This is a genomic window from Nitrosovibrio sp. Nv4 (assembly GCF_900215485.1).
Classification (GTDB): domain Bacteria; phylum Pseudomonadota; class Gammaproteobacteria; order Burkholderiales; family Nitrosomonadaceae; genus Nitrosospira.
On record NZ_OCMZ01000001.1, the window covers coordinates 1341268 to 1365182 of the forward strand.

The window sequence follows — 23915 nt, forward strand, 5'->3', positions numbered from 1 at the left end:
GGGAGGTGCAATTTTATAGCAGCGGTACGATCAGTAACGCCACAATGTTCATGATCTTGATGAGCGGATTGATCGCGGGGCCAGCGGTATCCTTGTAGGGATCGCCGACAGTGTCGCCCGTGACGGCGGCTTTATGTGCTTCAGAGCCCTTTCCGCCAAAGTTGCCGTCTTCAATGTATTTTTTTGCGTTATCCCAGGCCCCGCCCCCGGCGGTCATGGAAATTGCCACAAAAATACCCGTGATGATGGCGCCAATCAGAACCCCGCCCAGGGCTACCGGGCCAAGCAGGAGGCCGACGAGCAGAGGCACCGCTACCGGCAGCAACGAAGGAAGGATCATTTCCTTGATAGCCGCTCTTGTTACCATATCCACTGCTCTGGAGTAATCCGGCTTGGCCGTACCTTCCATGATGCCGGGAATTTCCCTGAACTGACGGCGCACTTCCACCACTACCGAACCAGCAGCACGACCGACCGCTTCCATTGCCATGGCGCCGAAGAGGTAGGGAACCATCCCACCCAGAAACAAACCGATGATCACCATGTGGTCGGATAAATCAAAACTTACCGATTTGCCGCCGCTCGCAAGCGCATGGGTGTAATCCGCAAACAGCACCAGCGCAGCCAGACCGGCAGAGCCGATGGCGTAGCCTTTTGTCACCGCCTTGGTGGTGTTGCCCACCGCGTCCAGCGGATCGGTAATATCCCGTATCTCTGGCGGCAGGCCAGCCATTTCCGCGATGCCGCCCGCGTTGTCGGTAATTGGACCGTAGGCGTCGAGTGCCACGATAATTCCGGCCATTGACAGCATGGACGTAGCAGCAATGGCAATGCCATATAGTCCTGCAAGCTCAAACGTGCACCAGATAGAGAGACAAACGACCAGCACCGGGGCCGCGGTGGACTTCATGGAAACGCCCAAACCCGCAATCACGTTGGTGCCGTGGCCGGTGCTGGAAGCTTCCGCGATATGCCGCACCGGCTTGTATTCGGTGGAGGTGTAATACTCGGTAATCCAGACCATGGCAGCGGTGAGTGCCAGGCCGACCAACCCGGCGAGATAAAGATTCATCGATGAAACCAGTTTGCCCTCAATCATTACGCCGTCGCCCAGCATTATGGTAGTGATGGGGTAGTAGGCGAGTGCCGCCAGTCCGCCGGCGACTGCCAGGCCGCGATAAAGCGCATTCATGATCTTGCCGCCCTCACGCGCCTTGACAAAGTAGCAGCCGATGATCGAGGCAATAATCGAGACTCCGCCCAGCACCAGCGGATAAAGTGCCGCATTCGGGCCAGCGTCGGTGATGAGCAACCCGCCCAGCAGCATGGTCGCGATAATGGTAACGGCGTAAGTCTCAAACAGGTCCGCCGCCATACCGGCACAGTCTCCGACATTGTCTCCGACGTTATCGGCAATCACCGCCGGGTTGCGCGGATCATCCTCAGGAATGCCGGCTTCAACCTTGCCCACGAGGTCGGCGCCGACGTCTGCGCCCTTCGTGAAAATTCCGCCGCCAAGGCGGGCAAAAATGGAAATCAGCGAACTACCGAAGGCCACGCCTACCAAGGCATGAGTTGCCTCCGCCTGGGTAGCGCCCATGCCGGTAAGCACCGCAAAGTAGCCGGCCACGCCTAGCAGACCCAGGCCTACCACCAGCATGCCCGTGATGGCTCCGCCCTTGAAGGCCACATCAAGTGCGGCGTTGAGTCCTTGACGAGCAGCTTCCGCAGTACGTACATTGGCGCGCACAGACACGTTCATGCCGATATATCCGGTCAGGCCTGACAAGATCGCGCCAAGGGCGAAGCCTACCGCGGTTTGCCAGCCAAGTGCCATGAAAATGGCCATCAGCAGAATCACGCCCACTATGCTGATGGTGGTGTATTGGCGATTCAGATAAGCCGAAGCGCCCTGCTGAATCGCAGCCGCGATATCGCGCATGCGTTCGTTGCCGGTTGGCAAAGCCACAATCCATTTTATCGAAATCGCTCCGTAGACGAGCGCCGCCATCGCACAGCCAATTGCGATGATTAAACCAGTAGCCATTTAAATCTCCAGTTAAAGTCGGATCATCCAAAAACACCTACCGGGAATTCCAATCCCGGAATTCCGCGTGAAGCATCCGTTGGTGTATCCAAACACCAAGTAAACAATACTGCCAATACTACTTATGCACTTTCAATTACGTCAGATCTGAAGGGATTCAAATCGTGAAGTCGCCGAGTTTTTTCGCTACTGCGACATTCTTCAGCCGCACGTAGGTCGGTAACCCATCCTCGTATGGGGGATAATCTTCTCCCTTGATGAGCGGCGCGAGATACTCTCGGCATTTATCGGTAATGCCAAAACCATCCTCGCTGATGAAATTTTCGGGCATCATCTTCTCAACGTTGGCGACTTGGGAAAGCTGCGCCATACCGACTTTCCACTTGTATGGTTTATTCGAAATGCGCTCTATCGTGGGCATTACCGAGTTGTGCCCCTGGACGGCGAATTCCACCGCAGCCTTGCCCATTGCGTAAGCCTGCTCCACGTCGGTTTCGGATGCGATATGACGCGCAGCCCGTTGCAGATAGTCCGCTACACCCCAGTGGTATTTCAGCCCAAGCTGCTCCTTGACGATGTTTGCCACCACAGGCGCTACGCCGCCCAGTTGCGCGTGCCCGAAAGCGTCGCGAACTCCCTGGTCGGAGAGGAATTTCCCGTCATCTCCTTTCACGCCTTCGGACACCACTACCGAGCAGTAGCCGAATTGTTTGACATAACTGTCCACCTTGGCGATAAATTTCGATTTGTCGAAAGCGATCTCGGGAAAGAGGATGACGATCGGAATTTCACGGTCGCTGCTGGACGCCAAACCGCCTGCCGCCGCGATCCACCCCGCATGGCGCCCCATCACTTCCAGCACGAATACCTTGGTCGATGTTGCGCACATGCTGGCTACGTCAAAGCTTGCTTCGAGGGTGGATACCGCGATGTATTTCGCGACTGAGCCGAAGCCCGGACAGCAGTCGGTGATGGGAAGGTCGTTATCTACCGTTTTCGGTACATGGATGGCCTGGATGGGGTAGCCCAGGGTATCGGCCAGTTGGGAGACCTTGAGGCAGGTGTCGGCTGAATCACCGCCGCCATTATAGAAGAAGTAACCGATATTATGTGCTTTGAATACTTCGATCAGACGCTCGTACTCCCGTCTGTTTTGTTCAAGGCTCTTCAGCTTGTAGCGGCAAGATCCGAACGCGCCTGACGGAGTATGGCGCAAGGCCCTGATCGCCGCGTCGGAATCTTCGCCCGTATCGATCAGTTCTTCGGTAAGGGCGCCAATGATACCGTTACGGCCCGCATAAACCTTGCCTATCTTTCCCTTTTGTTGGCGCGCGGTTTCGATGACGCCAGCAGCAGAGGCATTGATGACGGCGGTAACTCCGCCGGATTGAGCATAAAAAGCATTTTTTGCTGCCATTTTTCTCCCCTGATTATCTAAATCCTTTATTCCTTTATTACACTACGGCAATATACTGGCGCACTTGCTCCCGTGGCGCTACAATCCGGGCGCGCCATCATTTACGCGGCAACATTGGAACTCCTGCCGCTTCGATATTGCTCTGTTCGCGAATTAAAACGGCGGTGATACCATGAAGCTTGAGCCGCCAGGAGTTGCCTGAAGTTATTTCAGTGACGCGAAAATGGCGTCACGGATGTTTTCCACCGAACCGGTCCCCGTTATTTTTACATATGTGGGGGCGCCCATTCCGCCGCTAGCTGACCATCTGGCATAGTATTCTACCAATGGTTTGGTTTGGGCGTGATAAATTTCGAGCCGTTTCCTTACGGTTTCCTCTTTGTCATCATCACGCTGTATCAGCGGCTCGCCGGTTACATCGTCCCTGTCATCCGTCTTGGGCGGATTGAATGTCATGTGATAAATACGGCCCGAAGCGGGATGCACGCGCCGGCCCGACAAACGCCTGATGATCTCTTCATCGGGCACATCAATTTCAATGACGAAGTTGATCGGTACGCCCGCGGCCTTCATTGCGTCCGCCTGGGGAATGGTACGAGGAAAACCGTCAAAGAGAAAACCTCGTTCACAGTCCGGCTGCGCGATACGGGCCTTTACCAGACTGATAATGATGTCATCAGAAACAAGCCCGCCCTCATCCATGATCTTTTTGGCCATGATGCCCAGGTCGGACCCCGCCTTGACGGCCGCGCGCAGCATGTCTCCCGTGGAAATCTGCGGAATGCCAAAATATTCCTTGATATAGCTGGCCTGCGTGCCTTTTCCCGCGCCGGGCCCCCCTAACAGAACAATTATGATTATTCCCCCTTTTTATAAAAACTCCGCCGTGCGGCAGAGAGTGAGAGGATTTGAATGGTTCGGCATTATAGCGCAGCCAGGCATCATACTTGAATTTTTTACGCCGGATAACGGGCCGGGGCCTGTGAGTTGGACATGAAAAAAATGCTGGGTATGATCATAAGAGACCCAATAATGATTGCAGCCGCTTCTACCATGGGGGCGCAGAGACGCAATTGAAGTGAGTGCACGCTTTTGCTGCAATCCCGATGGAAGGGCTCGTATGGGCCAATGCTGGTGGCGGCGGGGTTTGCCAATCTTTCTCATCAGCCCTTTATCGGAAGGGGGCCGCTATTTGCTCCCCGGTTTCTCCGGCCGGTGCCGCATTCCGCTCCCGTCCCGTAAAACTCGGTCGTAAGGCCATTCTTGGTTAGCTGGAGAGCCCGTTCAAAGGTTTCAATCTGTCCAGTTTCAGTAGTTGTTCTTTCAGTTTCCCAAGGGTCGCACCAAAATTGGCCAGCCGTTCTTTTTCCTGGTCCACCACCTTCGCTGGAGCACGTTCGACAAAATTGCCATTGGTTAGCTTGATTTCGGCTTTGGTGATTTCGCCTTCAATACGAGCAATTTCCTTGATCAGTCGCGCGCGTTCCGTCTCAATATTCACCTCGATTTTAAGCATCAACCTGAATTCGCCGACGATTGCGACCGGCGCTTCCGCATTGGGCAAGCTGTCCTGCATGATTTCAAGGCCTGATAGTTTAGCCAGCGCTGTCAGGTAGGGGGAAAAGGCGGTAAGCGTTTGCTCATTGCCCACGGCCAGCAGCGGAACCCGTAGTGCCGGGGACAAATTCATTTCGCCGCGCAGAGTTCGGCAGGCGTTGATCATTTCCTTGAGTGCAACGATGCGAGCGGTTGCGTCTTCATCTATTTTCCCCTGGTCGGCTTTGGGGTACGGTTGCAACATGATACTCGCGCCTTGCTTGCCGGCAAGCGGAGCGAGGCTCTGCCACAATTCTTCAGTAATGAAGGGAATGATGGGATGGGCAAGCCGCAATGTGGTTTCCAGTACTCGTGCGAGAGTGCGGCGGGTGGCGCGCTGTACTGCGTCATTGCCGTTATTCAACTGTACCTTGGCGAACTCCAGATACCAATCACAATACTCATCCCACACAAATTCATAGATTTCTCGTGCTGCAGTATCGAAGCGGTAATCGCGATAAGCCTGCGCTATCGTGCTTTCTGCCAGTTGCAAGCGGCTGATGATCCATTTATCAGCATCGGAATATTCCGATGGCCTTGGTTCCGTCAAACCCGTATCTTTGCCTTCACAGTTCATCAGCACATATCGGGTGGCATTCCACAGCTTGTTACAGAAATTGCGATAACCCTCGCAGCGCTGCATATCAAATTTTATGTCGCGGCCATGGGAGGCGAGGCTGGCGAACGTAAAACGCAGTGCATCGGCGCCGAACGCGGGAATGCCCTCGGGGAAGTGCTTGCGCGTGATTTTTTCGATAGATTCGGCCTGTCCGGGATTCATCAAGCCGGTGATTCGCTTGGAAATCAGGTCCGGCAAGGCGATACCGTCGATGAGGTCCAGCGGGTCCAGCACATTTCCCTTGGATTTACTCATCTTGTGGCCTTCCGCATCGCGTATCAGGCCCGTTATATATACCTCCCTGAACGGTACCTTGCCGGTGAAATAGAGCGACATCATCACCATGCGCGCTACCCAGAAGAAAATGATGTCGAAGCCGGTGACTAGAACCGAAGTCGGCAGAAAGGTCCTGAGTTCCGATGTTTCATCGGGCCAGCCGAGCGTGGAAAATGGCCACAGGGCTGACGAAAACCAGGTATCGAGAACATCCTCATCCTGGCGCAAAGGAGGAATTCCGCAATACTTTACGACTTGCTCAATCTCCTCGGAGATTTCAACAAGTGTATTGAAAACCAAAATCTTGTCGGGTGTGAGGTGGTGCCCGGCATCATTCTTCAGATGCTCAAAATACTGCTCGTACGCATCTTTTTCGGTTTTAGCTACATAGATGTTGCCCTCATCGTCATACCAGGCCGGAATTCGGTGTCCCCACCATAGTTGGCGGGAAATGCACCAGTCCTGGATGTTTTCCAGCCATTGGTTATAAACGTGACTCCAGTTTTCAGGAATGAATGTAACCTCGCCGCCCGCCGCTGCCTCCAGTCCACGCTTCGCCATGCTTTCCATTGCAACATACCATTGGTCGGTAAGCATTGGCTCGATCACCGCATGGGTTCGATCGCCGCGCGGCACCATCAGTTTATGGGTCCTGGTTTCAACCAGGAGACCGTGCGCTTTCAGATCCGCGATAATTTTCTTGCGGGCGTCGAAACGATCCAGCCCCTGATACTCCGCAGGCGCCAGATCGTTGATCTTTCCATCCAGTGTGAGGATGTTGAGCGGAACGAGTTTGTGCCGTTGTCCTACCTGATAGTCATTGAAATCATGGGCAGGGGTGATTTTCACACAACCTGTACCAAATTCCGGATCGGCATAGGAGTCGGCAATTACGGGAATGCTGCGTTCGCATAAGGGAAGGCGCACATGGCGCCCTATCAGATGCAGGTAGCGCGCATCATCCGGATGTACGGCGATTGCCATATCGCCCAGCATGGTTTCGGGACGGGTCGTGGCGACAATCAATCCTTCCGGTTCCGTTTCCGTTTCATCCGAATCCATTGCCCGGTCCTTCTCCTTCTCGAGCGGGTACAGAATATGCCACAGAGATCCGTCTTCCTCCACCGATACCACTTCCAGATCGGAAACGGCGGTTTGCAGCACCGGATCCCAGTTCACCAGGCGTTTGCCGCGATAAATGAGGCCATCGCGATAAAGCCGCACAAAAACCTCGGTAACCGCCCGGGATAATTCCACATCCATGGTGAAGCGTTCGCGCGACCAGTCGCAGGAAGCACCTAACCGCCTCATCTGGCGGCTAATGGTAGAGCCGGATTCCGCTTTCCATTGCCATACCCGCTTGAGAAATTCTTCGCGCCCCAGATCGCGGCGGTCGATGTTTTGTTGATCCAGTTGGCGTTCCACCACGATCTGGGTAGCAATTCCGGCGTGATCGGTACCCGGTTGCCAAAGGGTATTGTCCCCGCACATCCGGTGATAGCGCGTCAGCGCGTCCATCAAGGTGTGCTGAAAAGCATGACCCATGTGCAGCGTGCCAGTTACGTTGGGTGGAGGCAGCATAATGCAATAGGCGGGGACTGTGCCCGCGGCTGTTTCGCCGGGCATGGATTTGAAATAGCCGGCGGATTCCCATCGCGAATACCAGCGACCTTCGATCTCGCGGGGATTAAAGCTTTTTTCGAGTTGCATGGATATTGATCGGGATGGCCGGAAACCGGCAATTATAGCGGAAGGCGCAGACGCAGGCGGCAGGACTATTACGGCCCTGAGAAACTTCTTCTGGAGTTGTGGGAACTCTTTGAACGATATAAATTTCGATACCGCCGATAGCCTGCAAGGCGATCAAAGACCGAATAAGTGGGATTCCAGGGCCTGGACCAATGTTTTGCGCGCTCCGGCTTCCAGATCAATCCCGGCGTCCCTTAGCGCCGTATCCAGAACTTGCTCCAGCAGGAGCGTAATATCAGACTGTGGCGATAGCATTGGGGGTGTCACATATACTATTTCATTAAGCGTAGGTATGTTATCGGACGCACTCAGCGATTCCTGATCCAGTGCTCCGGAAAAGGAGGGTGGAAGAGAACCCGAGCCGTAGTTTGCTTCGATCGGCGCTGAAGCGGATGACCTGCTCTGGTGCTTCCGCAATAAGGCGTCCAGCTTACGCAGGATTTCATCATACTCGGGTTCTGACGGCGCTTCATCGCTGCTATTTGTCATGAAGGTCCCCGGATTTGCAAAATAAATGAGAGATGGAGGAGAGTGAAATTCCAGCTTTGAGGAGCGTCGGAGATGGTGTTTTTGAGCCTGTGTTGATTACACTGTTCCCAGGTTGTGATGGCGGATTTGGTATCCCCGGTCCTGGTAGAAGCGGTAGCGCTTGCGTGCCGCCTCCGTATCTTCTGGTGTGGTTCCAGCTATTTCGATCAAACGTGTGAATCGGCTGAAGAAAGACGGACTTTCAACGTCCAGGTTGAGCAGTACGTCGTCATGTGGAAGTTTCGTCGCCTTGTCGGCAAGTATGACCGGAGTTACATCAGCCAGCTTGTCGTCCACACGGCAGTGAGGGACGAAATCGATCGACGAAAAAGTCCACAACAGTTTATCGAGCCGCTCGACAATTGATGTGTCCGACGTGTAAATCATTACCTTGAGGCCCTTGCGCATTGCCTTGGCGACAAGACGGCAAGCAGTGTGAAGCTTATCGCCGCCAGAGTAGAAGTCGATTTCAGTCATGTCGACTTATTTCCGGGAGGCGTTTTTTTTCTGGACCGTCCTATAAGAAATTGCGTCAGCAGCGGTACGGGCCGGCCTGTCGCGCCCTTTTCCTTGCCGGATTTCCAGGCGGTTCCCGCTATGTCCAGGTGGGCCCATCGATATTTTTTGGTAAAACGCGACAGAAAGCAGGCAGCGGTAATGGTTCCGGCCGCGCGTCCGCCGATATTGCCCATATCGGCAAAATTACTTTTCAGTTGCTCCTGGTACTCATCCCACAAGGGCAGGCGCCAGGCGCGATCCGCGGCACGTGTGGAGGCATCCAGCAGTTCCTCCGCCAGCTCTTCATCATTGCTGAGCAAACCCGAAGCGACATGGCCGAGCGCAATGACACAGGCGCCGGTAAGAGTGGCAATATCAATTACGGTTTCCGGTTCATATCGCTCGGCATAAGCGAGCGCATCACAAAGGATTAACCGTCCTTCTGCATCAGTATTGAGAATTTCTATGGTTTGTCCAGACATACTCGTAACGACGTCACCTGGTTTGGTGGCATTGCCACCGGGCATATTTTCGGTGGTCGGAATAATGCCGATCAAGTTGACGGGCAGGCCCATTTTCGCCACCGCGGTAATGGTGCCAAGCACGCTGGCTGCCCCGCACATGTCGTACTTCATTTCATCCATTTCCGCCGCGGGCTTTAACGAAATGCCGCCAGTATCAAAAGTAACGCCCTTGCCCACCAGCACGACAGGTTTTTCCTTTTTGGTTCGTCCCCAGTATTCCAGCGCGATCAGCTTGGCGGGTTGACGGCTGCCGCGGGCGACCGCCAGCAGTGCGCCCATACCGAGCTTTTCCATGTCCTTCTGCTCCAGAATGGTAGCCTTGAGCTTATGCGTTCGGGCGATATCCGAGGCCTGCTCCGCCAGGTAGGTTGGGGTACAGATGTTGGGCGCAAGATTTCCCAGGTCTTTGGCCAGATTCATGCCGTCGGCTATGGCGAGTCCCTGTTGCAGAGCTTCTTCGCTGACGGCAAGCTCCGCCTTTCGGTTTGTGTTCACGATACCCAGGGTGACTTTGCGAAGATGCGGTTTGTTGTCTTCAACTTTGCTCTTGAGACGATCGAAGCGATAAATACTCTCCATCGCGACGATAGCGGTCTGTGAGACTTTCCACGCGGTGTCGCGATTTTTTACATCAACTTCCGTCAAAAAAAGTGTCGCATCCGTAGCGCCGGTTTCATGCAATGTCTTGAAGGCAGTGCGTACCGCATCGCAATATGTCTTATCGCTAAGTTCCTGTTCCTTGCCGAGCCCCACCAGCAGAACTCGCTCGCACAAGGTATTGGGTACGCTATGCAGTACCAGTGCAGAGCCCGCCTTGCCTTCCATGTCGCCGTTGCGCAATATGCCGTTGATATACCCGTCGGCGATCTTGTCCATCGCTTCGGCCGCTTCTGTCAATTTGCGTGGCTCGAATACGCCCACAACAATGCACGCACTGCGCTGCTTCTCGGGGTTCCCGCTTTTTATGCTGAATTTCACCGCTTGCTCCTTCGCTCAGGGTCTTGCCGACAGGTTGTTCAAACCGGATAATGACTGATTATCGCCGGACTGTTCGCATAAAGTCAAAGTGGACAGGACACAATTGGATGAAAACTTGCCCGGCGGAATTCCTTGCGTTAACCAGCGGTGAGCGCTGGTGCTGATTAAGCGGACAAAATGCTATCATGGTTAAATCGAAGGCTGGTCCCAAGGTACAAATGGCAGACGACTATCAGGCGAAGCTTGCCACTCCGTTTGCTGTTCTCGGTCTTCGCATTGAGGAAGACTGGTTGACAGATATCGAATACCTCCCTCTTGATACGCTGCCCCTGGCTCCGAAAACTTACCTGGCCAAGGAAGTTTGCAATCAATTGCAGGCGTATCTGGACGATCCGGGTTTTGTATTCGATTTATCAATGCACATTGGGGGTACCATTCACCAGCGCCGGGTATGGCGCGCTATTCAGGATATTCCAAATGGCGCAACTCGCAGTTATGCGGACATTGCTACACAATTGCATTCCGCTCCGCGAGCAGTAGGACAGGCATGCGGTGCCAACCGGCTCCCGATTGTCATACCCTGTCATCGCGTTATTGCCAAAAATGGCGGACTGGGAGGTTTTATGAACGCAAGCGACGGAAATCCGCTCGCTATCAAGCGCTGGTTATTGCGGCATGAGGGGGTCTGAACCTGGCTCGGGCGTGCTGGATGCATTTTGTGATGCATTGTGGCTGGAAGACGGGCTTTCATATAATACACTGGAAAGCTACCGCAGCGATCTGGAGCAGTTCGGCCAGTGGCTTGCAAAGCAAAAGCAGCAAAAGCAGTGCGATAGCGCCCTGATAGCAGCGACTCATTCCGATCTGCTCACTTTTCTTGCCCATAAGGTCTCCGTCAGGGTCAAGGCCAGCACCACCAGCCGGGAGTTATCGAGCCTGAAGCGTTTCTACCGATTTCTGCTACGCGAGGGGAAAATTCAGATTGATCCCAGCCTCAACATAGATGCGCCGAAGCTTCCCCGCAGTTTGCCTGCAAGCCTGACTGAAGCGGATGTGGAAGCGCTGCTTAACGCACCCGATGTGGATCTCCCATTGGGATTACGTGATCGGACCATGCTCGAAGTGTTGTATGCGAGCGGGTTGCGCGTATCCGAACTCATCAGTCTGGAGAGCGCACAAATCAGCCTGAACATGGGTATTGTAAGAGTGATAGGCAAGGGCGGAAAAGAACGCCTGACGCCCCTGGGTGAAGAGGCGCTGGAGTGGGTAAGCCGATACGTTAAGGAAATTCGGTCCAGCTTGTTGGGGGGGAGAGTGAGTAACGCCCTGTTTGTTACCTCCCGTGGTTCGGCCATGACACGCCAGGCTTTCTGGTATCTGATCAAACGCTATGCGCGGCAGGCCGGCATCATCACTCCGTTGTCGCCACACACGTTACGTCACGCTTTTGCCACGCACCTGCTCAACCACGGCGCTGATCTGCGCGTCGTACAATTGCTGCTGGGTCATGCCGATATCTCCACCACCCAAATTTATACCCACGTGGCCCGCGAGCGGTTGAAGCGGTTGCATGTCATGCATCACCCCAGGGGGTGATGAAAAACGTTTTCAAGTCAGGATCGGGGATAAAAAATTCTCTTGTCTGCAAGGACGGATTATATTCCAACCGCAGGCAACTTCTGGCATCGGCTGTGCATTCCGATTCGCGAATATTGAATATGCATCTGTTAACGCCTCTGGTAGAGTTAATAGTAATATCCAGAAATAGTAATATCAAGAAATTGCCGCTACCAACCCTAACAACAATCAGGAGAAAATCATGCGTAACCAATTGCCCGTTATTTCCATAGCGATGGTCTTGACATTAGGTGGCTGTGCCAGTTCACCTGAAACGCAGAGCACCAGGACCAGAGATACAGCTATCGGCGCAGGGATTGGCGCAAGCACGGGCGCAATAATTGGCGCGATTGCGGGTAAAGGCAAAGGTGCGGCAATCGGTGCGGCGGCTGGTGCCGGTGTCGGTGCTATTGCCGGAAATGTATGGTCCAGAAGAATGGAAGAGCAGAAGCGGGAGATGGAACAAGCTACCGCGGGTACGGGGGTCGAAGTGGTAAAAACGTCTGATAATCGCCTGAAGCTTGATATCCCAAGCGATATTTCGTTTGATACCGGCCGAGCGGAGATCAAGTCCAATTTCAGACCGATATTGGAGAGCTTTGCGACCAGCCTGAGCAATAATCCCGGCACCAGGGTAACGATTATCGGGCATACCGACAGTTCGGGTAGCGATGCGGTCAATAATCCACTATCGCTCAACCGTGCAGCCAGCACGCGTGATTATCTGGTAAACCAGGGCGTTTCTTCAAATCGTATAAGTGTTGACGGGCGTGGTTCCCGTGAACCTATTGTTGCCAACGATACTCCGGCAAACAGAGCAAAAAACCGTCGGGTCGAGATCTTTGTGGCTGAGCCACAGGCCGCTTCGCAGTAAGATCAGTATGGGGTGGCCGCGTCGGGCCGCCGCAAGCGCATCAGGTCATGTAACTCGCCTTTGGTTCTCATGGGCGAACGATCCGCGCCAGCCGGCCATACCTTGAATATGAGCTGTGAACCTCATGTCATGGACCGGTATGGGAGTCTCTTACAGGGATGCGCCAGATAAACGCCACCAGGACTATACCCAGCACGGCCAGCATAGCTTGATGTCGGATAGATGGCATCATCAGGATGGAACTGCCGAATGACAGTGCCAGCAGCAAGTATACCCAGCGCTTAACCCGGCGAGGAATGCTGCGGTGCTCGACCCATTCGCGGATAATCGGGCCAGCGAGGCGGTTGGCCAGGAGCATGTCGTGGAAATGTTTTGAGCTGCGCGCGAAGCAAGCTGCGGCAAGCAGCACAAAAGGGGTCGTAGGCAGCACTGGCAGCACTATGCCTGCCACTGCCAGTATAAGGGCAGCGAATCCTGCCGCCAGGTACAGAGACCGTACGACGCGCGAATCATGTAGCCGCAATAAAGGACTGTGCGGCTTGCGGTGTATCTCTTCGTTCAGGTGCTCTTGCATAGACGGAAAAGGTTTGACTCGGGTTTGACTTGGATTTATCCAGGATTCTTAAAACTTGATAATCCTTTTATCGCGGCGATGCAGGTGGACCGGTATAATATAAACGTTTGGGTGCTGGCAAATTTTATTTAATTGTCGAGGTCATCATGTTTAAAGTAAACACACTGATCAATTTGAGCGTATTGATATTGGGCATGATTCTATTACCCCAGATTGCATTTTCTGAAACCAGGCAAGGAGCATCCAGCGTGACCGAACTCATAAAGAAGGATACCAAAGTAGGAACCGGGGAAGAAGCAACCATTGGCAAGGCAGTTGAAGTGCATTATACCGGTTGGCTTTACGATGCAAGCGCTCCTGATAAAAAGGGGGCGAAATTTGATAGCTCCCGCGATCGTGGCACCCCTTTTTCATTTCTCCTCGGCGCAGGGCGCGTAATTAAAGGTTGGGACCGAGGTGTTGCCGGTATGAAAGTGGGCGGGGAACGAACTTTGATTATTCCGTCCGAGTTGGCCTATGGTGCGCGGGGCGCGGGTAACGTAATTCCACCGAATGCGGCATTGATTTTCGATGTTGAACTATTAGGATTGCGTCAAGGATCTACGCACTGATTATCTCAGGCGAAGATATCTCACTGTCAACTTGAGAATCTCCAGTCATGGCTGAAATCGGCATCTCGCTATTCCGGAGATTTGCGGTTGGCAAGTAAAAACCCTGAAATGGACGTTGACTTATATATCCGAAGCATTCACAATTAGCAGTTTCGTTCGGAGGGGTTCCCGAGCGGTCAAAGGGATCAGACTGTAAATCTGACGGCTCTGCCTTCGAAGGTTCGAATCCTTCCCCCTCCACCAAATCAGGGTGACCGTATGTGCCCGGGCTCCGCGGGCGTTATATTCCGTGACCCTGATGATGAGCTTGGTTTTAGGTGGCGAAGGGCGCGCAGGTTAGGTGGTGCGCGATGCCTTTTCTCTGAGAGCTGATTGATCACTTCAATCTGTCGATTGAGATGCGGGTGTAGCTCAATGGTAGAGCAGAAGCCTTCCAAGCTTACGACGAGGGTTCGATTCCCTTCACCCGCTCCAGATTCCGGAGTGGAAGAAAAGTTAAAAGCATCGGCGGAGTTATTGCAGGTTTTTCGTTTCAGTGCGGTTTTCAGGCAGAAAGATGCTTGCCCATGTAGCTCAGTGGCAGAGCACTCCCTTGGTAAGGGAGAGGTCGCCAGTTCAATCCTGGCCATGGGCTCCATAGGCGTTAATATAGAAAAAGTGCTTTAAAAAAAGGAATCGACATGGCAAAGAGCAAATTTGAGCGGACGAAGCCGCACGTGAACGTAGGGACGATAGGGCATGTGGATCATGGCAAGACCACATTGACGGCGGCGATCACGATGGTATTGGCGAAGAAGTTTGGAGGAGAGGCGAAGAGTTATGCCCAGATTGACTCTGCGCCGGAAGAGAAGGCAAGGGGCATCACCATCAACACGTCGCACGTTGAATATGAGACGACGAACCGGCACTATGCGCACGTTGACTGTCCGGGGCACGCTGACTACGTCAAGAACATGATAACGGGGGCAGCGCAAATGGACGGCGCGATACTGGTGGTATCGTCTGCTGACGGGCCGATGCCGCAGACGCGCGAACACATACTGCTCGCACGCCAGGTAGGCGTGCCCTACATCATCGTCTACATGAACAAAGCCGACATGGTGGATGACGCCGAACTGCTGGAACTGGTGGAAATGGAAGTGCGCGAACTGCTCTCCAAATACAACTTTCCCGGCGACGACACCCCCATTGTCATCGGTTCCGCCCTGAAGGCGCTGGAAGGCGACCAGAGCGACATAGGCGAGCCCTCCATCTACAAACTGGCGGATGCGCTGGACAGCTACATACCGGAACCGGTGCGTGCCATAGACGGCACCTTTCTGATGCCGGTGGAAGACGTCTTCTCCATATCCGGGCGCGGCACGGTTGTAACCGGCCGGGTGGAACGCGGCGTTGTCAAAGTGGGCGAAGAAATCGAGATAGTAGGCTTGAAACCTACAATCAAGACAGTCTGCACGGGTGTGGAAATGTTCAGGAAGCTGCTGGATCAGGGACAGGCCGGAGACAACGTTGGCGTATTGCTGCGCGGCACCAAACGTGAAGAAGTCGAACGGGGCCAGGTTCTGTCCAAGCCGGGCAGCATCACCCCGCATACCAAGTTTGCCGCCGAGATTTACGTGCTGGGCAAAGAAGAGGGGGGTCGTCATACACCTTTTTTCCAGGGCTACCGTCCCCAGTTCTACTTTCGTACCACCGATGTCACGGGCGCGATTGAACTGCCGGCTGGCACCGAGATGGTGATGCCGGGGGACAACGTCTCGGTGACGGTAAACCTCATTGCGCCGATTGCGATGGAAGAAGGTCTGCGTTTTGCCATTCGCGAGGGCGGCAGAACCGTTGGCGCGGGCGTAGTGGCAAAGATTATCGAGTAGTAATGTCGCAGAGTATCCTTCCAGGCGTTGAGGCGTTGCATTCATACACAGAAATACAGGCCAGTAGCTCAATTGGCAGAGCGTCGGTCTCCAAAACCGAAGGTTGGGGGTTCGATGCCCTCCTGGCCTGCCAGCCTCAGGCATGTCATCCAAATCATGTTTTTCGAGGGGAAGCAAAGCTTCGCATACCACCGATATATTGAGATCGAATCACGGGGCCTAGGTTGCAATGTGCATCATGTGCCTCCGCACCGCTTCATTTACTGAAAGCATTAAAGGCAGAGTGGGATAGAGTAGTGGACAAGATCAAGTTGGGATTCGCGCTTCTGCTGTTGATCGCGGGTATTACCGGTTTCTATTACCTGAGCGATAGTGCGATGGTAATTCGCGTCCTTTCAGTACTGGGAGGTATTGTTTTGGCGGGGGTGGTGGTTTGGTTCACCACTCAAGGCAAACAATTTTATGCGTTCAGCAGAGAATCGTCTGAAGAAACCCGGAAAGTCGTATGGCCAACCCGCAAGGAGACGATGCAGACTACCGGCATCGTTTTTGCCTTCGTTGTGGTAATGGCCCTCTTTTTATGGATGGTAGACGCGGGGTTGTTGCTGGCCGTGAAATATCTGATGGGACAGGAGGGGTGATGGACAAGAAATGGTATGTGGTTCATGCCTACTCCGGATTTGAGAAGAGTGTGCAACGCGCATTGAAGGAGAGAATCAATCGTGCCGGAATGCAGGACAAGTTTGGGCAGATACTGGTTCCGGTAGAAGAGGTCGTGGAAATGAAAGGCGGTCAGAAAAATCTCAGCGAAAGGAAATTTTTTCCTGGCTATGTGCTGGTCGAGATGGAGATGACTGACGAGACATGGCATCTGGTAAAAAATACCGCTAAGGTCACGGGCTTTATTGGAGGTTCAGCCATGAAGCCGACGCCTATCAGTGAGAAGGAAGTGCAGAACATTCTCCATCAGATTCAGGAAGGGGTCGAGAAACCCAAGCCCAAGGTTCTTTTTGAGGCGGGTGAGGCGGTACGTGTCAAGGAAGGTCCATTCACGGATTTCCATGGCAACGTGGAAGATGTCAATTATGACAAAAGCAAGATCAGGGTGTCGGTTTCCATTTTTGGCCGTCCCACCCCCGTGGAACTGGATTTCAGCCAGGTTGAAAAAGCTTGAGTAGTGGATAGAGCGGACTCCGGCAGTATTGGAAGCGTCGCGTGTTTGTTGTTAACGCGGGGAGAGCGTAATCGCGTTCACTTGTACCCGAGAGGAGAATTATTTTGGCAAAGAAAATAGTCGGCTACATCAAATTGCAGGTACCAGCAGGCAAGGCCAATCCTAGCCCGCCGATAGGTCCCGCACTTGGTCAGCGGGGACTTAATATCATGGAGTTTTGCAAGGCATTCAATGCCGCAACCCAGAAAATGGAAATTGGGCTGCCGGTGCCGGTTGTCATTACCGCCTATGCCGACAAGAGCTTCACCTTTATCATGAAAACGACACCGGCCACCGTGCTTATAAAGAAAGCAGCGGGCGTCGGCAAGGGTAGCCCCAAGCCCCACACCGATAAAATAGGCCGGTTGACACGGAAGCAGGCGGAAGAAATTGCACAAATAAAGATGCCCGATCTGACGGCGGCAGACATGGACGCTGCGGTTCGCACGATTGCCGGCAGCGCCCATAGCATGGGTATAGAAGTGGAGGGCGTATAACGTGGCGCATGTATCCAGACGTTTCAAGGCAATTACAGCTCAGGCTGATCGCAGTAAATTCTATCCCCTGCAGGATGCACTCACGATCATCAAGGAAACAGCCACTGCCAAATTTGATGAATCAATTGATGTGGCTGTCAATTTAGGTATTGACGCAAAAAAATCCGACCAGGCGGTGCGTGGTTCCGTGGTGCTACCATCCGGCACTGGAAAAATTGTGCGTGTGGCAGTATTTGCCCAAGGTGATAAGGCTAAGGAGGCGCTCGCAGCGGGTGCGGATATTGTCGGTTTTGAGGACCTGGCCGAACAGATCAAGGGAGGCAATATCGACTTTGATGTAGCCATCGCCAGTCCCGATGCCATGCGTATCGTGGGTCAATTGGGGCAAATCCTCGGTCCTCGCGGCCTGATGCCTAACCCCAAGGTGGGCACAGTGACACCCGATGTTGCGAGTGCGGTAAAGAATGCCAAAGCAGGGCAAGTGCAATATCGTGCCGATAAAGGGGGTATTGTCCAGTGCACTATCGGACGGGCATCCTTCACGGTAGACGCATTGATGCAAAATTTGCAGGCGCTGCTGGATGCGCTCAATAAATCCAAGCCCGCCGCATCCAAAGGTGTCTATCTGAGAAAGATATCCGTCTCCAGCACCATGGGCATAGGGGTTCGGGTGGATCAGGCCAGCATGCGGTAAGCATTTAACGGATTGTGCGGAATATTTGTAAAACGAAGCATTTGTATTTGTAAGACTTTGGGCCATCGGAGAGACATACATGTTAATCCGATGGGTTATCAAAGACCGCTGGGGTTGTTATGTAATGGCAAACCAAGGGCGATAAGCCGTAACCGGTTTATTGGCTGAATTGGAAGTCATTACTGATAACTTAATTGCAAATTGAAATGGAGAAAACATGAGCGATGCGTTTTATCAGCTTCGCTTTTGCTTTCCAACATCTCTAGCGCCCTGCGCAGATGGCGTGCCCAAGAAACAGGAAAAGATTTAACTCCTGATTTAAGGTCGCCGGTTCGCGGTACTGAGTCCGGTTGCGAGGTTTTGAGCGAAGTTCCATTTTATCAGCTTCTCAATACCTACGATACCGTAGCTCAGCGTCGCATTTTAACTGATGGAGAACGTGCCTTGAGTCTAAATTTAGAAGAGAAAAAAGCGGTAGTCGCTGACGTGAGTGCTCAAGTGGCGAAGGCCCAGGCCATCATCATTGCTGAGTACCGTGGGCTTGGAGTCGGGCATATGACCCAGTTGCGTGCCAAAGCACGTCAATCGGGAATATATTTCCGGGTGCTAAAAAACTCGCTTGCCCGCCGGGCTGTGACGGACACGCCATTTTCCGGTCTCTCCGAGCATATGGTGGGACCCTTGGCTTATGGCATAGGAAGTGATCCAGTCGCGGCGGCAAAAGTGCTGCACGAGTTTTCCCGAAGCAACGACAAGCTGGTAATCAAAGCTGGCGCCATGGCCAATCTGGTCATGTCAAGCAAGGATGTCGCGAACCTGGCTTCCCTTCCAAGCCGCGACGAGCTGCTTGCAAAGCTGCTAGGTACGATGCAGGCGCCTGTCGCCAGCTTTGTTCGGACACTCAACGAAGTCCCAACTCGTTTTGTCCGCGGCCTTGCTGCCATTCGCGATCAGAAAGAAGCCGTTTAATCCGGTTTCGAATGACTTCGAAACCGTAACACAATTAATTATCAGGAGAAAATCATGGCTGTAGCCAAAGCAGAAATTTTGGAATCGATTGCAAATATGACCGTGCTGGAACTTTCCCAGCTGATCAAGGAAATGGAAGAAAAATTCGGCGTTTCGGCTGCCGCCGCCGCTGTCGCGACGGCATCGCCCGCGGCCGGTGCTGCTGCTGCTCCGGCGGAAGAGCAAACTGAATTTACCGTCATGCTCACAGCGGTGGGCGACAGCAAGGTTAATGTGATCAAGGTGGTGCGGGCCGTTACCGGATTGGGCCTGAAAGAGGCGAAAGATCTGGTGGACGGCGCACCCAAAGCGGTCAAGGAAGGCATCGCCAAGGCTGATGCTGAAGCCATTCAGAAACAACTGGCTGAAGCCGGTGCAACTGCCGAGATTAAATAGAAATAAAGCAATGAGACCAGCTGACGGCGTGAAAAACGCCGTCGGTTCTGGCTTTTTTAACGTTTGAATTCCCGCATTTTATGTGCGGCAGAACACTCAGCACGGTAGCTAAAATCAGGTACTCTGCTCCAATTTTCTGTCCATCTGTCTTCTGACCTCCCGGAGAGATTCCATGAGCTATTCGTTTACCGAGAAAAAACGTATTCGTAAGAGTTTCGCAAAGCGCGCCAGCGTTTTGCCGATCCCCTTTCTTCTCGCTACTCAAATCGAATCTTACGCAGCTTTCCTGCAAGCTCAAGTCGAGCCTGACCATCGCGCCACTGAGGGATTGCAGGCGGCGTTTATGTCGATTTTTCCGATTGAGAGCCACTCCAAGAATGCTCGTCTCGACTTTGTCAATTATGTGCTTGGCTCGCCCCCATTCGATGTCAAGGAATGCCAGCAGCGCGGCCTGACATATGCTTCTCCGTTGCGCGCAAAAGTGCGGTTGACGATCATGGATAAGGAAGCTTCCAAGCCGACCGTGAGGGAGGTGAAGGAGCAGGAAGTTTACATGGGCGAGATTCCGCTCATGACCAACACAGGTTCATTCGTTATAAATGGTACCGAGCGCGTGATTGTGTCTCAACTGCACCGCTCACCCGGTGTATTTTTCGAGCATGACAGGGGTAAAACACATTCCTCCGGTAAATTGCTTTTTTCCGCGCGCATTATCCCTTACCGCGGTTCCTGGCTTGATTTTGAATTCGACCCCAAGGACTATCTCTATTTCCGCGTCGACCGGCGCCGGAAAATGCCGATTACTGTATTGCTGAAAGCAATAGGCTATACGCCGGAGCAAATTCTGGAAGGTTTCTTTTCGTTTGATGCCTTCCATCTGTCTCAGAAAGGTATTCTGTTTGAACTGATACCGGAACGGCTGCGTGGCGATACCGCCCGCTTCGATATCGTCTCCAAAAGCGGTAAAGTTATCGTCCAGAAAGACAAACGCATAACTGTCAAGCATGTCCGGGAAATGCAGCAGGCGGGCATAGATAAGCTTGCGGTCTCGGAAGATTTTCTGCTGGGGCGGGTGTTGGGTCATAACGTGGTGGATAAGGAAACAGGTGAAGTTCTCGCACTTGCCAACGATGAGATTACGGAGGTTCTGCTCGCCAAACTGCACGAGTCGAATATAGAACAGATTCACACCATTTATACAAACGATCTTGATCAGGGCGCATACATCTCGCAAACACTGAGAATAGACGAGACTACCGACCAGATGGCTGCGCAGGTTGCCATCTACCGCATGATGCGTCCTGGTGAACCGCCTACCGAGGAGGCAGTCAAAGCATTGTTCAACGGACTATTTTATGCGCCCGAACGCTACGATCTTTCAGTAGTGGGCCGCATGAAGTTTAATCGCCGCGTGGGCAGGACCGAACTGGACGGGTCCACCACATTGTCGAATGAGGACATTATTGCTGTGATCAAGATTCTGGTCGAACTGCGCAATGGCCGCGGCGAGATAGACGATATCGATCACCTGGGTAATCGTCGCGTCCGTTCGGTTGGCGAACTGGCGGAAAACCAGTTCCGCTCTGGCTTGGTGCGGGTTGAAAGAGCGGTGAAAGAACGGCTCAGTCAGGCGGAGTCGGACAACCTGATGCCGCATGACCTGATTAATGCAAAACCGGTATCGGCGGCAGTGCGGGAGTTTTTTGGTTCCAGCCAGTTGTCGCAATTCATGGATCAGACTAATCCGCTTTCGGAAATTACTCACAAACGCCGTGTGTCCGCGCTGGGGCCAGGTGGGCTGACACGCGAACGGGCAGGGTTCGAGGTGCGCGATGTACATCCCACCCATTATGGCCGGGTATGTCCGATCGAAACGCCCGAAGGCCCGAACATTGGTTTGATCAACTCTCTGGCGTTGTATGCTCGGACCAATGAATATGGCTTCATGGAAACGCCCTACCGCAAGGTAAAAAACGGCAGTGTAACGGATGAAATTGACTATCTCTCCGCTATTGAGGAAGGTCAGTATGTGATTGCCCAGGCAAACGCGGAACTGGACAGCGATGCCAGATTTACCAATGACATCGTTTCCTGTCGTCATAAAAACGAATTTACCCTGGCGACACCCGACCGCATCGAATATATGGACGTGGCGCCTGCGCAGATTGTATCGGTGGCCGCCTCACTTATTCCATTTCTCGAACACGATGATGCCAATCGCGCGCTGATGGGCTCTAACATGCAGCGGCAGGCGGTTCCCTGCCTTCGTGCGGAGAAGCCTCTGGTCGGCACGGGTATCGAACGGGTAGTAGCTGTAGATTCCGGAACTGCGGTAAAGGCGGTGCGGGGCGGCGCGGTGGACTATGTAGATTCCAGCCGTATCGTAGTGCGGGTTCATGATATTGAAACGCGGGCCGGGGAAGTAGGCGTAGACATATACAACCTGACTAAATACACCCGTTCAAACCAGAATACCAATATCAACCAGCGGCCACTGGTGAAAGTGGGGGACGTCATTGCCCGCGGCGACGTGGTAGCGGATGGCGCCTCCACGGATCAGGGTGAACTGGCTCTGGGGCAAAACATGTTAGTGGCATTTATGCCATGGAACGGTTTCAACTTCGAGGATTCGATTCTCATCTCCGAACGTATTGTTGCCGATGACCGTTTCACGTCCATCCATATCGAAGAACTATCGGTAGTGAGCCGTGACACCAAATTGGGAACGGAAGAAATTACGGGAGATATTTCGAATCTGTCCGAAGTGCAGCTCGGACGCCTGGACGCATCCGGCATCGTTCACATTGGCGCCGAAGTGGAAGCCGGCGATGTGCTGGTAGGAAAGGTCACGCCTAAAGGGGAAACCCAGCTGACGCCTGAAGAAAAGCTGCTGCGCGCAATTTTTGGCGAGAAGGCTTCCGATGTAAAAGATACTTCACTGCGTGTGCCGTCAGGCATCTCGGGAACAGTAATAGACGTGCAGGTTTTTACTCGAGAAGGTATAGAGCGTGACAAACGCGCCCAGCAGATCATAGAGGATGAACTGAAGCGATACAAGAAAGATCTGGCTGACCAGATGCGGATCGTGGAAGCTGACGCATTCGTGCGTATTGAGCGTTTGCTCAAGGGTAAGGTTGCAACTGGCGGACCAAAGAAACTCGTCAAGGGCGCACCCATCACCAAGGAATATCTGGATAGTGTTGATCCGCACCACTGGTTTGATATCCGGCTTTCCGATGAGGAGACGAGCTTGCAGCTCGAACAGATCGAGGAAGGTCTGGCACAGAAACGCAGGGCGTTTGACGAGGCGTTTGAAGAGAAGAAAAAGAAACTTACCCAAGGCGATGAGTTGCCGCCCGGTGTGCAGAAAATGGTCAAGGTTTATGTTGCGGTAAAGCGGCGTCTACAGCCTGGAGACAAAATGGCAGGGCGTCACGGCAATAAAGGCGTTATTTCCAAAATTGTACCGGTGGAAGACATGCCTTACATGGCCGACGGCACGCCGGTTGATGTGGTGCTGAATCCCCTGGGCGTGCCCTCACGCATGAATGTGGGCCAAATTCTGGAAACCCATCTTGGATGGGCGGCAAAAGGCTTGGGACGAAAAATCGGCGATATGCTTCGTGCCGGCAGTCAAACGGTCGAGATCCGGGATCTGTTTGAGAAGATCTATAACACCAGCGGCAAGCCGGAGGATATTGCATCCCTTACCGACGCGGAGGTTCTGGATCTGGCGGAAAATCTCAAGGACGGCGTTCCTTTCGCGACCCCTGTGTTTGACGGTGCCACCGAACAGGAGATCAAGGATATGCTTGAACTTGCCGGTCTCCCTCGATCAGGGCAGGTGACCCTCTATGATGGCAGAACAGGCGAGGCATTCGACCGCTCGGTTACAGTAGGCTACATGCATGTGCTGAAACTGCATCATCTGGTGGACGATAAAATGCATGCACGGTCAACCGGACCCTATAGCCTGGTAACTCAGCAGCCGCTCGGTGGTAAGGCCCAATTCGGTGGTCAGCGTTTTGGCGAAATGGAAGTATGGGCACTGGAAGCATATGGGGCCGCTTATACCCTGCAGGAAATGTTGACGGTCAAGTCGGATGATGTAAATGGCCGGACCAAGGTGTATGAGAGCATTGTCAAGGGCGATCACAAAATTGACGCAGGTATGCCGGAATCATTCAACGTGCTGGTGAAGGAAATCCGATCGCTGGCGATGGATATTGATTTGGATCGACATTAGTAATTTCATGTAAAGGTGCGAACAATTAAACATATTTTCTTCCCCGCTTTTTCACCGGATAATTTTTTGTATCGACCCCTGA

At 53.3% G+C, this 23915-nt stretch carries 20 protein-coding genes and 4 tRNA genes; 16 read left to right on the top strand and 8 right to left on the bottom strand.

The annotated features are described in order from the left end of the window. Positions 1 to 13 precede the first annotated feature (13 nt). The 7 genes from CRO05_RS05965 to CRO05_RS05995 all read right to left on the bottom strand — a co-directional run bounded on the left by CRO05_RS05965 (position 14) and on the right by CRO05_RS05995 (position 10232). On the bottom strand, positions 14 to 2047 hold the full coding sequence (locus tag CRO05_RS05965; protein ID WP_097066226.1) for a sodium-translocating pyrophosphatase: 2034 nt from the start codon (positions 2045 to 2047) through the stop codon (positions 14 to 16). A 157-nt stretch (positions 2048 to 2204) separates the two neighbouring features. Continuing rightward, a complete protein-coding gene (locus CRO05_RS05970) occupies positions 2205 to 3464 on the bottom strand; it encodes a 6-phosphofructokinase (RefSeq protein ID WP_097066227.1) in 1260 nt (419 codons plus the stop codon). Positions 3465 to 3668: 204 nt separating this feature from the next. Then, entirely contained in the window at positions 3669 to 4322 is a 654-nt protein-coding gene (adk, locus tag CRO05_RS05975; RefSeq protein WP_097066228.1) for an adenylate kinase, read from the bottom strand. A 409-nt stretch (positions 4323 to 4731) separates the two neighbouring features. Beyond that, positions 4732 to 7665, bottom strand: a complete 2934-nt coding sequence (locus CRO05_RS05980; RefSeq protein WP_097066229.1) for a valine--tRNA ligase — start codon at positions 7663 to 7665, stop codon at positions 4732 to 4734. Between the two features lie 153 nt (positions 7666 to 7818). Further along, positions 7819 to 8193, bottom strand: a complete 375-nt coding sequence (locus CRO05_RS05985) for a hypothetical protein (protein WP_097066230.1) — start codon at positions 8191 to 8193, stop codon at positions 7819 to 7821. Positions 8194 to 8289: 96 nt separating this feature from the next. Beyond that, positions 8290 to 8709, bottom strand: coding sequence for a DNA polymerase III subunit chi (locus tag CRO05_RS05990; RefSeq protein WP_097066231.1), 420 nt, complete (start codon positions 8707 to 8709; stop codon positions 8290 to 8292). Beyond that, positions 8706 to 10232: a leucyl aminopeptidase gene (locus CRO05_RS05995; RefSeq protein WP_097066232.1), complete on the bottom strand. Its 1527-nt coding sequence runs from the start codon at positions 10230 to 10232 to the stop codon at positions 8706 to 8708. The genes CRO05_RS05990 and CRO05_RS05995 overlap by 4 nt, the downstream gene beginning before the upstream one ends. Positions 10233 to 10417: 185 nt before the next feature. On the opposite strand from CRO05_RS05995, the gene CRO05_RS06000 reads away from it, so the two are divergent. The 3 genes from CRO05_RS06000 to CRO05_RS06010 all read left to right on the top strand — a co-directional run bounded on the left by CRO05_RS06000 (position 10418) and on the right by CRO05_RS06010 (position 12723). Continuing rightward, on the top strand, positions 10418 to 10921 hold the full coding sequence (locus CRO05_RS06000; protein WP_097066233.1) for a methylated-DNA--[protein]-cysteine S-methyltransferase: 504 nt from the start codon (positions 10418 to 10420) through the stop codon (positions 10919 to 10921). Next, positions 10908 to 11828: a site-specific tyrosine recombinase XerD gene (gene xerD, locus CRO05_RS06005; protein ID WP_097066234.1), complete on the top strand. Its 921-nt coding sequence runs from the start codon at positions 10908 to 10910 to the stop codon at positions 11826 to 11828. The genes CRO05_RS06000 and xerD overlap by 14 nt, the downstream gene beginning before the upstream one ends. Positions 11829 to 12051: 223 nt before the next feature. Beyond that, positions 12052 to 12723, top strand: a complete 672-nt coding sequence (locus CRO05_RS06010; protein WP_097066235.1) for an OmpA family protein — start codon at positions 12052 to 12054, stop codon at positions 12721 to 12723. Between the two features lie 127 nt (positions 12724 to 12850). Here the strand turns inward: CRO05_RS06010 and CRO05_RS06015 are convergent, their stop codons facing one another. Next, a complete protein-coding gene (locus tag CRO05_RS06015; protein WP_097066236.1) occupies positions 12851 to 13297 on the bottom strand; it encodes a YbaN family protein in 447 nt (148 codons plus the stop codon). Between the two features lie 194 nt (positions 13298 to 13491). Here CRO05_RS06015 and CRO05_RS06020 point away from each other — a divergent pair, with 194 nt between their 5' ends. From CRO05_RS06020 to rpoB, 13 genes are all read left to right on the top strand, one after another. Next, positions 13492 to 13908, top strand: coding sequence for an FKBP-type peptidyl-prolyl cis-trans isomerase (locus CRO05_RS06020; RefSeq protein WP_369831614.1), 417 nt, complete (start codon positions 13492 to 13494; stop codon positions 13906 to 13908). 158 nt (positions 13909 to 14066) lie between these two features. Continuing rightward, positions 14067 to 14151, top strand: a tRNA-Tyr gene (locus CRO05_RS06025). Between the two features lie 157 nt (positions 14152 to 14308). Next, a tRNA-Gly gene (locus CRO05_RS06030) sits at positions 14309 to 14382 on the top strand. A gap of 88 nt (positions 14383 to 14470) precedes the next feature. Further along, positions 14471 to 14545: transfer RNA gene (locus CRO05_RS06035), tRNA-Thr, on the top strand. Positions 14546 to 14588: 43 nt separating this feature from the next. Continuing rightward, positions 14589 to 15779: an elongation factor Tu gene (gene tuf, locus CRO05_RS06040; RefSeq protein ID WP_097066237.1), complete on the top strand. Its 1191-nt coding sequence runs from the start codon at positions 14589 to 14591 to the stop codon at positions 15777 to 15779. Between the two features lie 57 nt (positions 15780 to 15836). Then, positions 15837 to 15912: transfer RNA gene (locus CRO05_RS06045), tRNA-Trp, on the top strand. A gap of 163 nt (positions 15913 to 16075) precedes the next feature. Continuing rightward, complete coding sequence (gene secE / locus CRO05_RS06050; protein ID WP_097066238.1) at positions 16076 to 16420, top strand: preprotein translocase subunit SecE; 345 nt, start codon at positions 16076 to 16078, stop codon at positions 16418 to 16420. Next, a complete protein-coding gene (gene nusG / locus CRO05_RS06055) occupies positions 16420 to 16953 on the top strand; it encodes a transcription termination/antitermination protein NusG (protein ID WP_090882183.1) in 534 nt (177 codons plus the stop codon). The genes secE and nusG overlap by 1 nt, the downstream gene beginning before the upstream one ends. A 104-nt stretch (positions 16954 to 17057) precedes the next feature. Then, entirely contained in the window at positions 17058 to 17489 is a 432-nt protein-coding gene (gene rplK, locus CRO05_RS06060; RefSeq protein WP_097066239.1) for a 50S ribosomal protein L11, read from the top strand. 1 nt (position 17490) lies between these two features. Further along, positions 17491 to 18183 (top strand): 50S ribosomal protein L1, encoded by a 693-nt coding sequence (rplA, locus tag CRO05_RS06065; RefSeq protein WP_097066240.1) that lies wholly within the window; start codon positions 17491 to 17493, stop codon positions 18181 to 18183. A gap of 444 nt (positions 18184 to 18627) precedes the next feature. Beyond that, complete coding sequence (gene rplJ / locus CRO05_RS06070) at positions 18628 to 19152, top strand: 50S ribosomal protein L10 (protein WP_097066711.1); 525 nt, start codon at positions 18628 to 18630, stop codon at positions 19150 to 19152. Between the two features lie 54 nt (positions 19153 to 19206). Further along, positions 19207 to 19587 (top strand): 50S ribosomal protein L7/L12, encoded by a 381-nt coding sequence (rplL, locus tag CRO05_RS06075; RefSeq protein ID WP_097066241.1) that lies wholly within the window; start codon positions 19207 to 19209, stop codon positions 19585 to 19587. A gap of 172 nt (positions 19588 to 19759) precedes the next feature. Continuing rightward, the gene (rpoB, locus tag CRO05_RS06080; protein ID WP_097066242.1) at positions 19760 to 23833 is read left to right on the top strand and encodes a DNA-directed RNA polymerase subunit beta; all 4074 of its coding nucleotides are present in this window, start codon (positions 19760 to 19762) and stop codon (positions 23831 to 23833) included. Positions 23834 to 23915 lie beyond the last annotated feature (82 nt).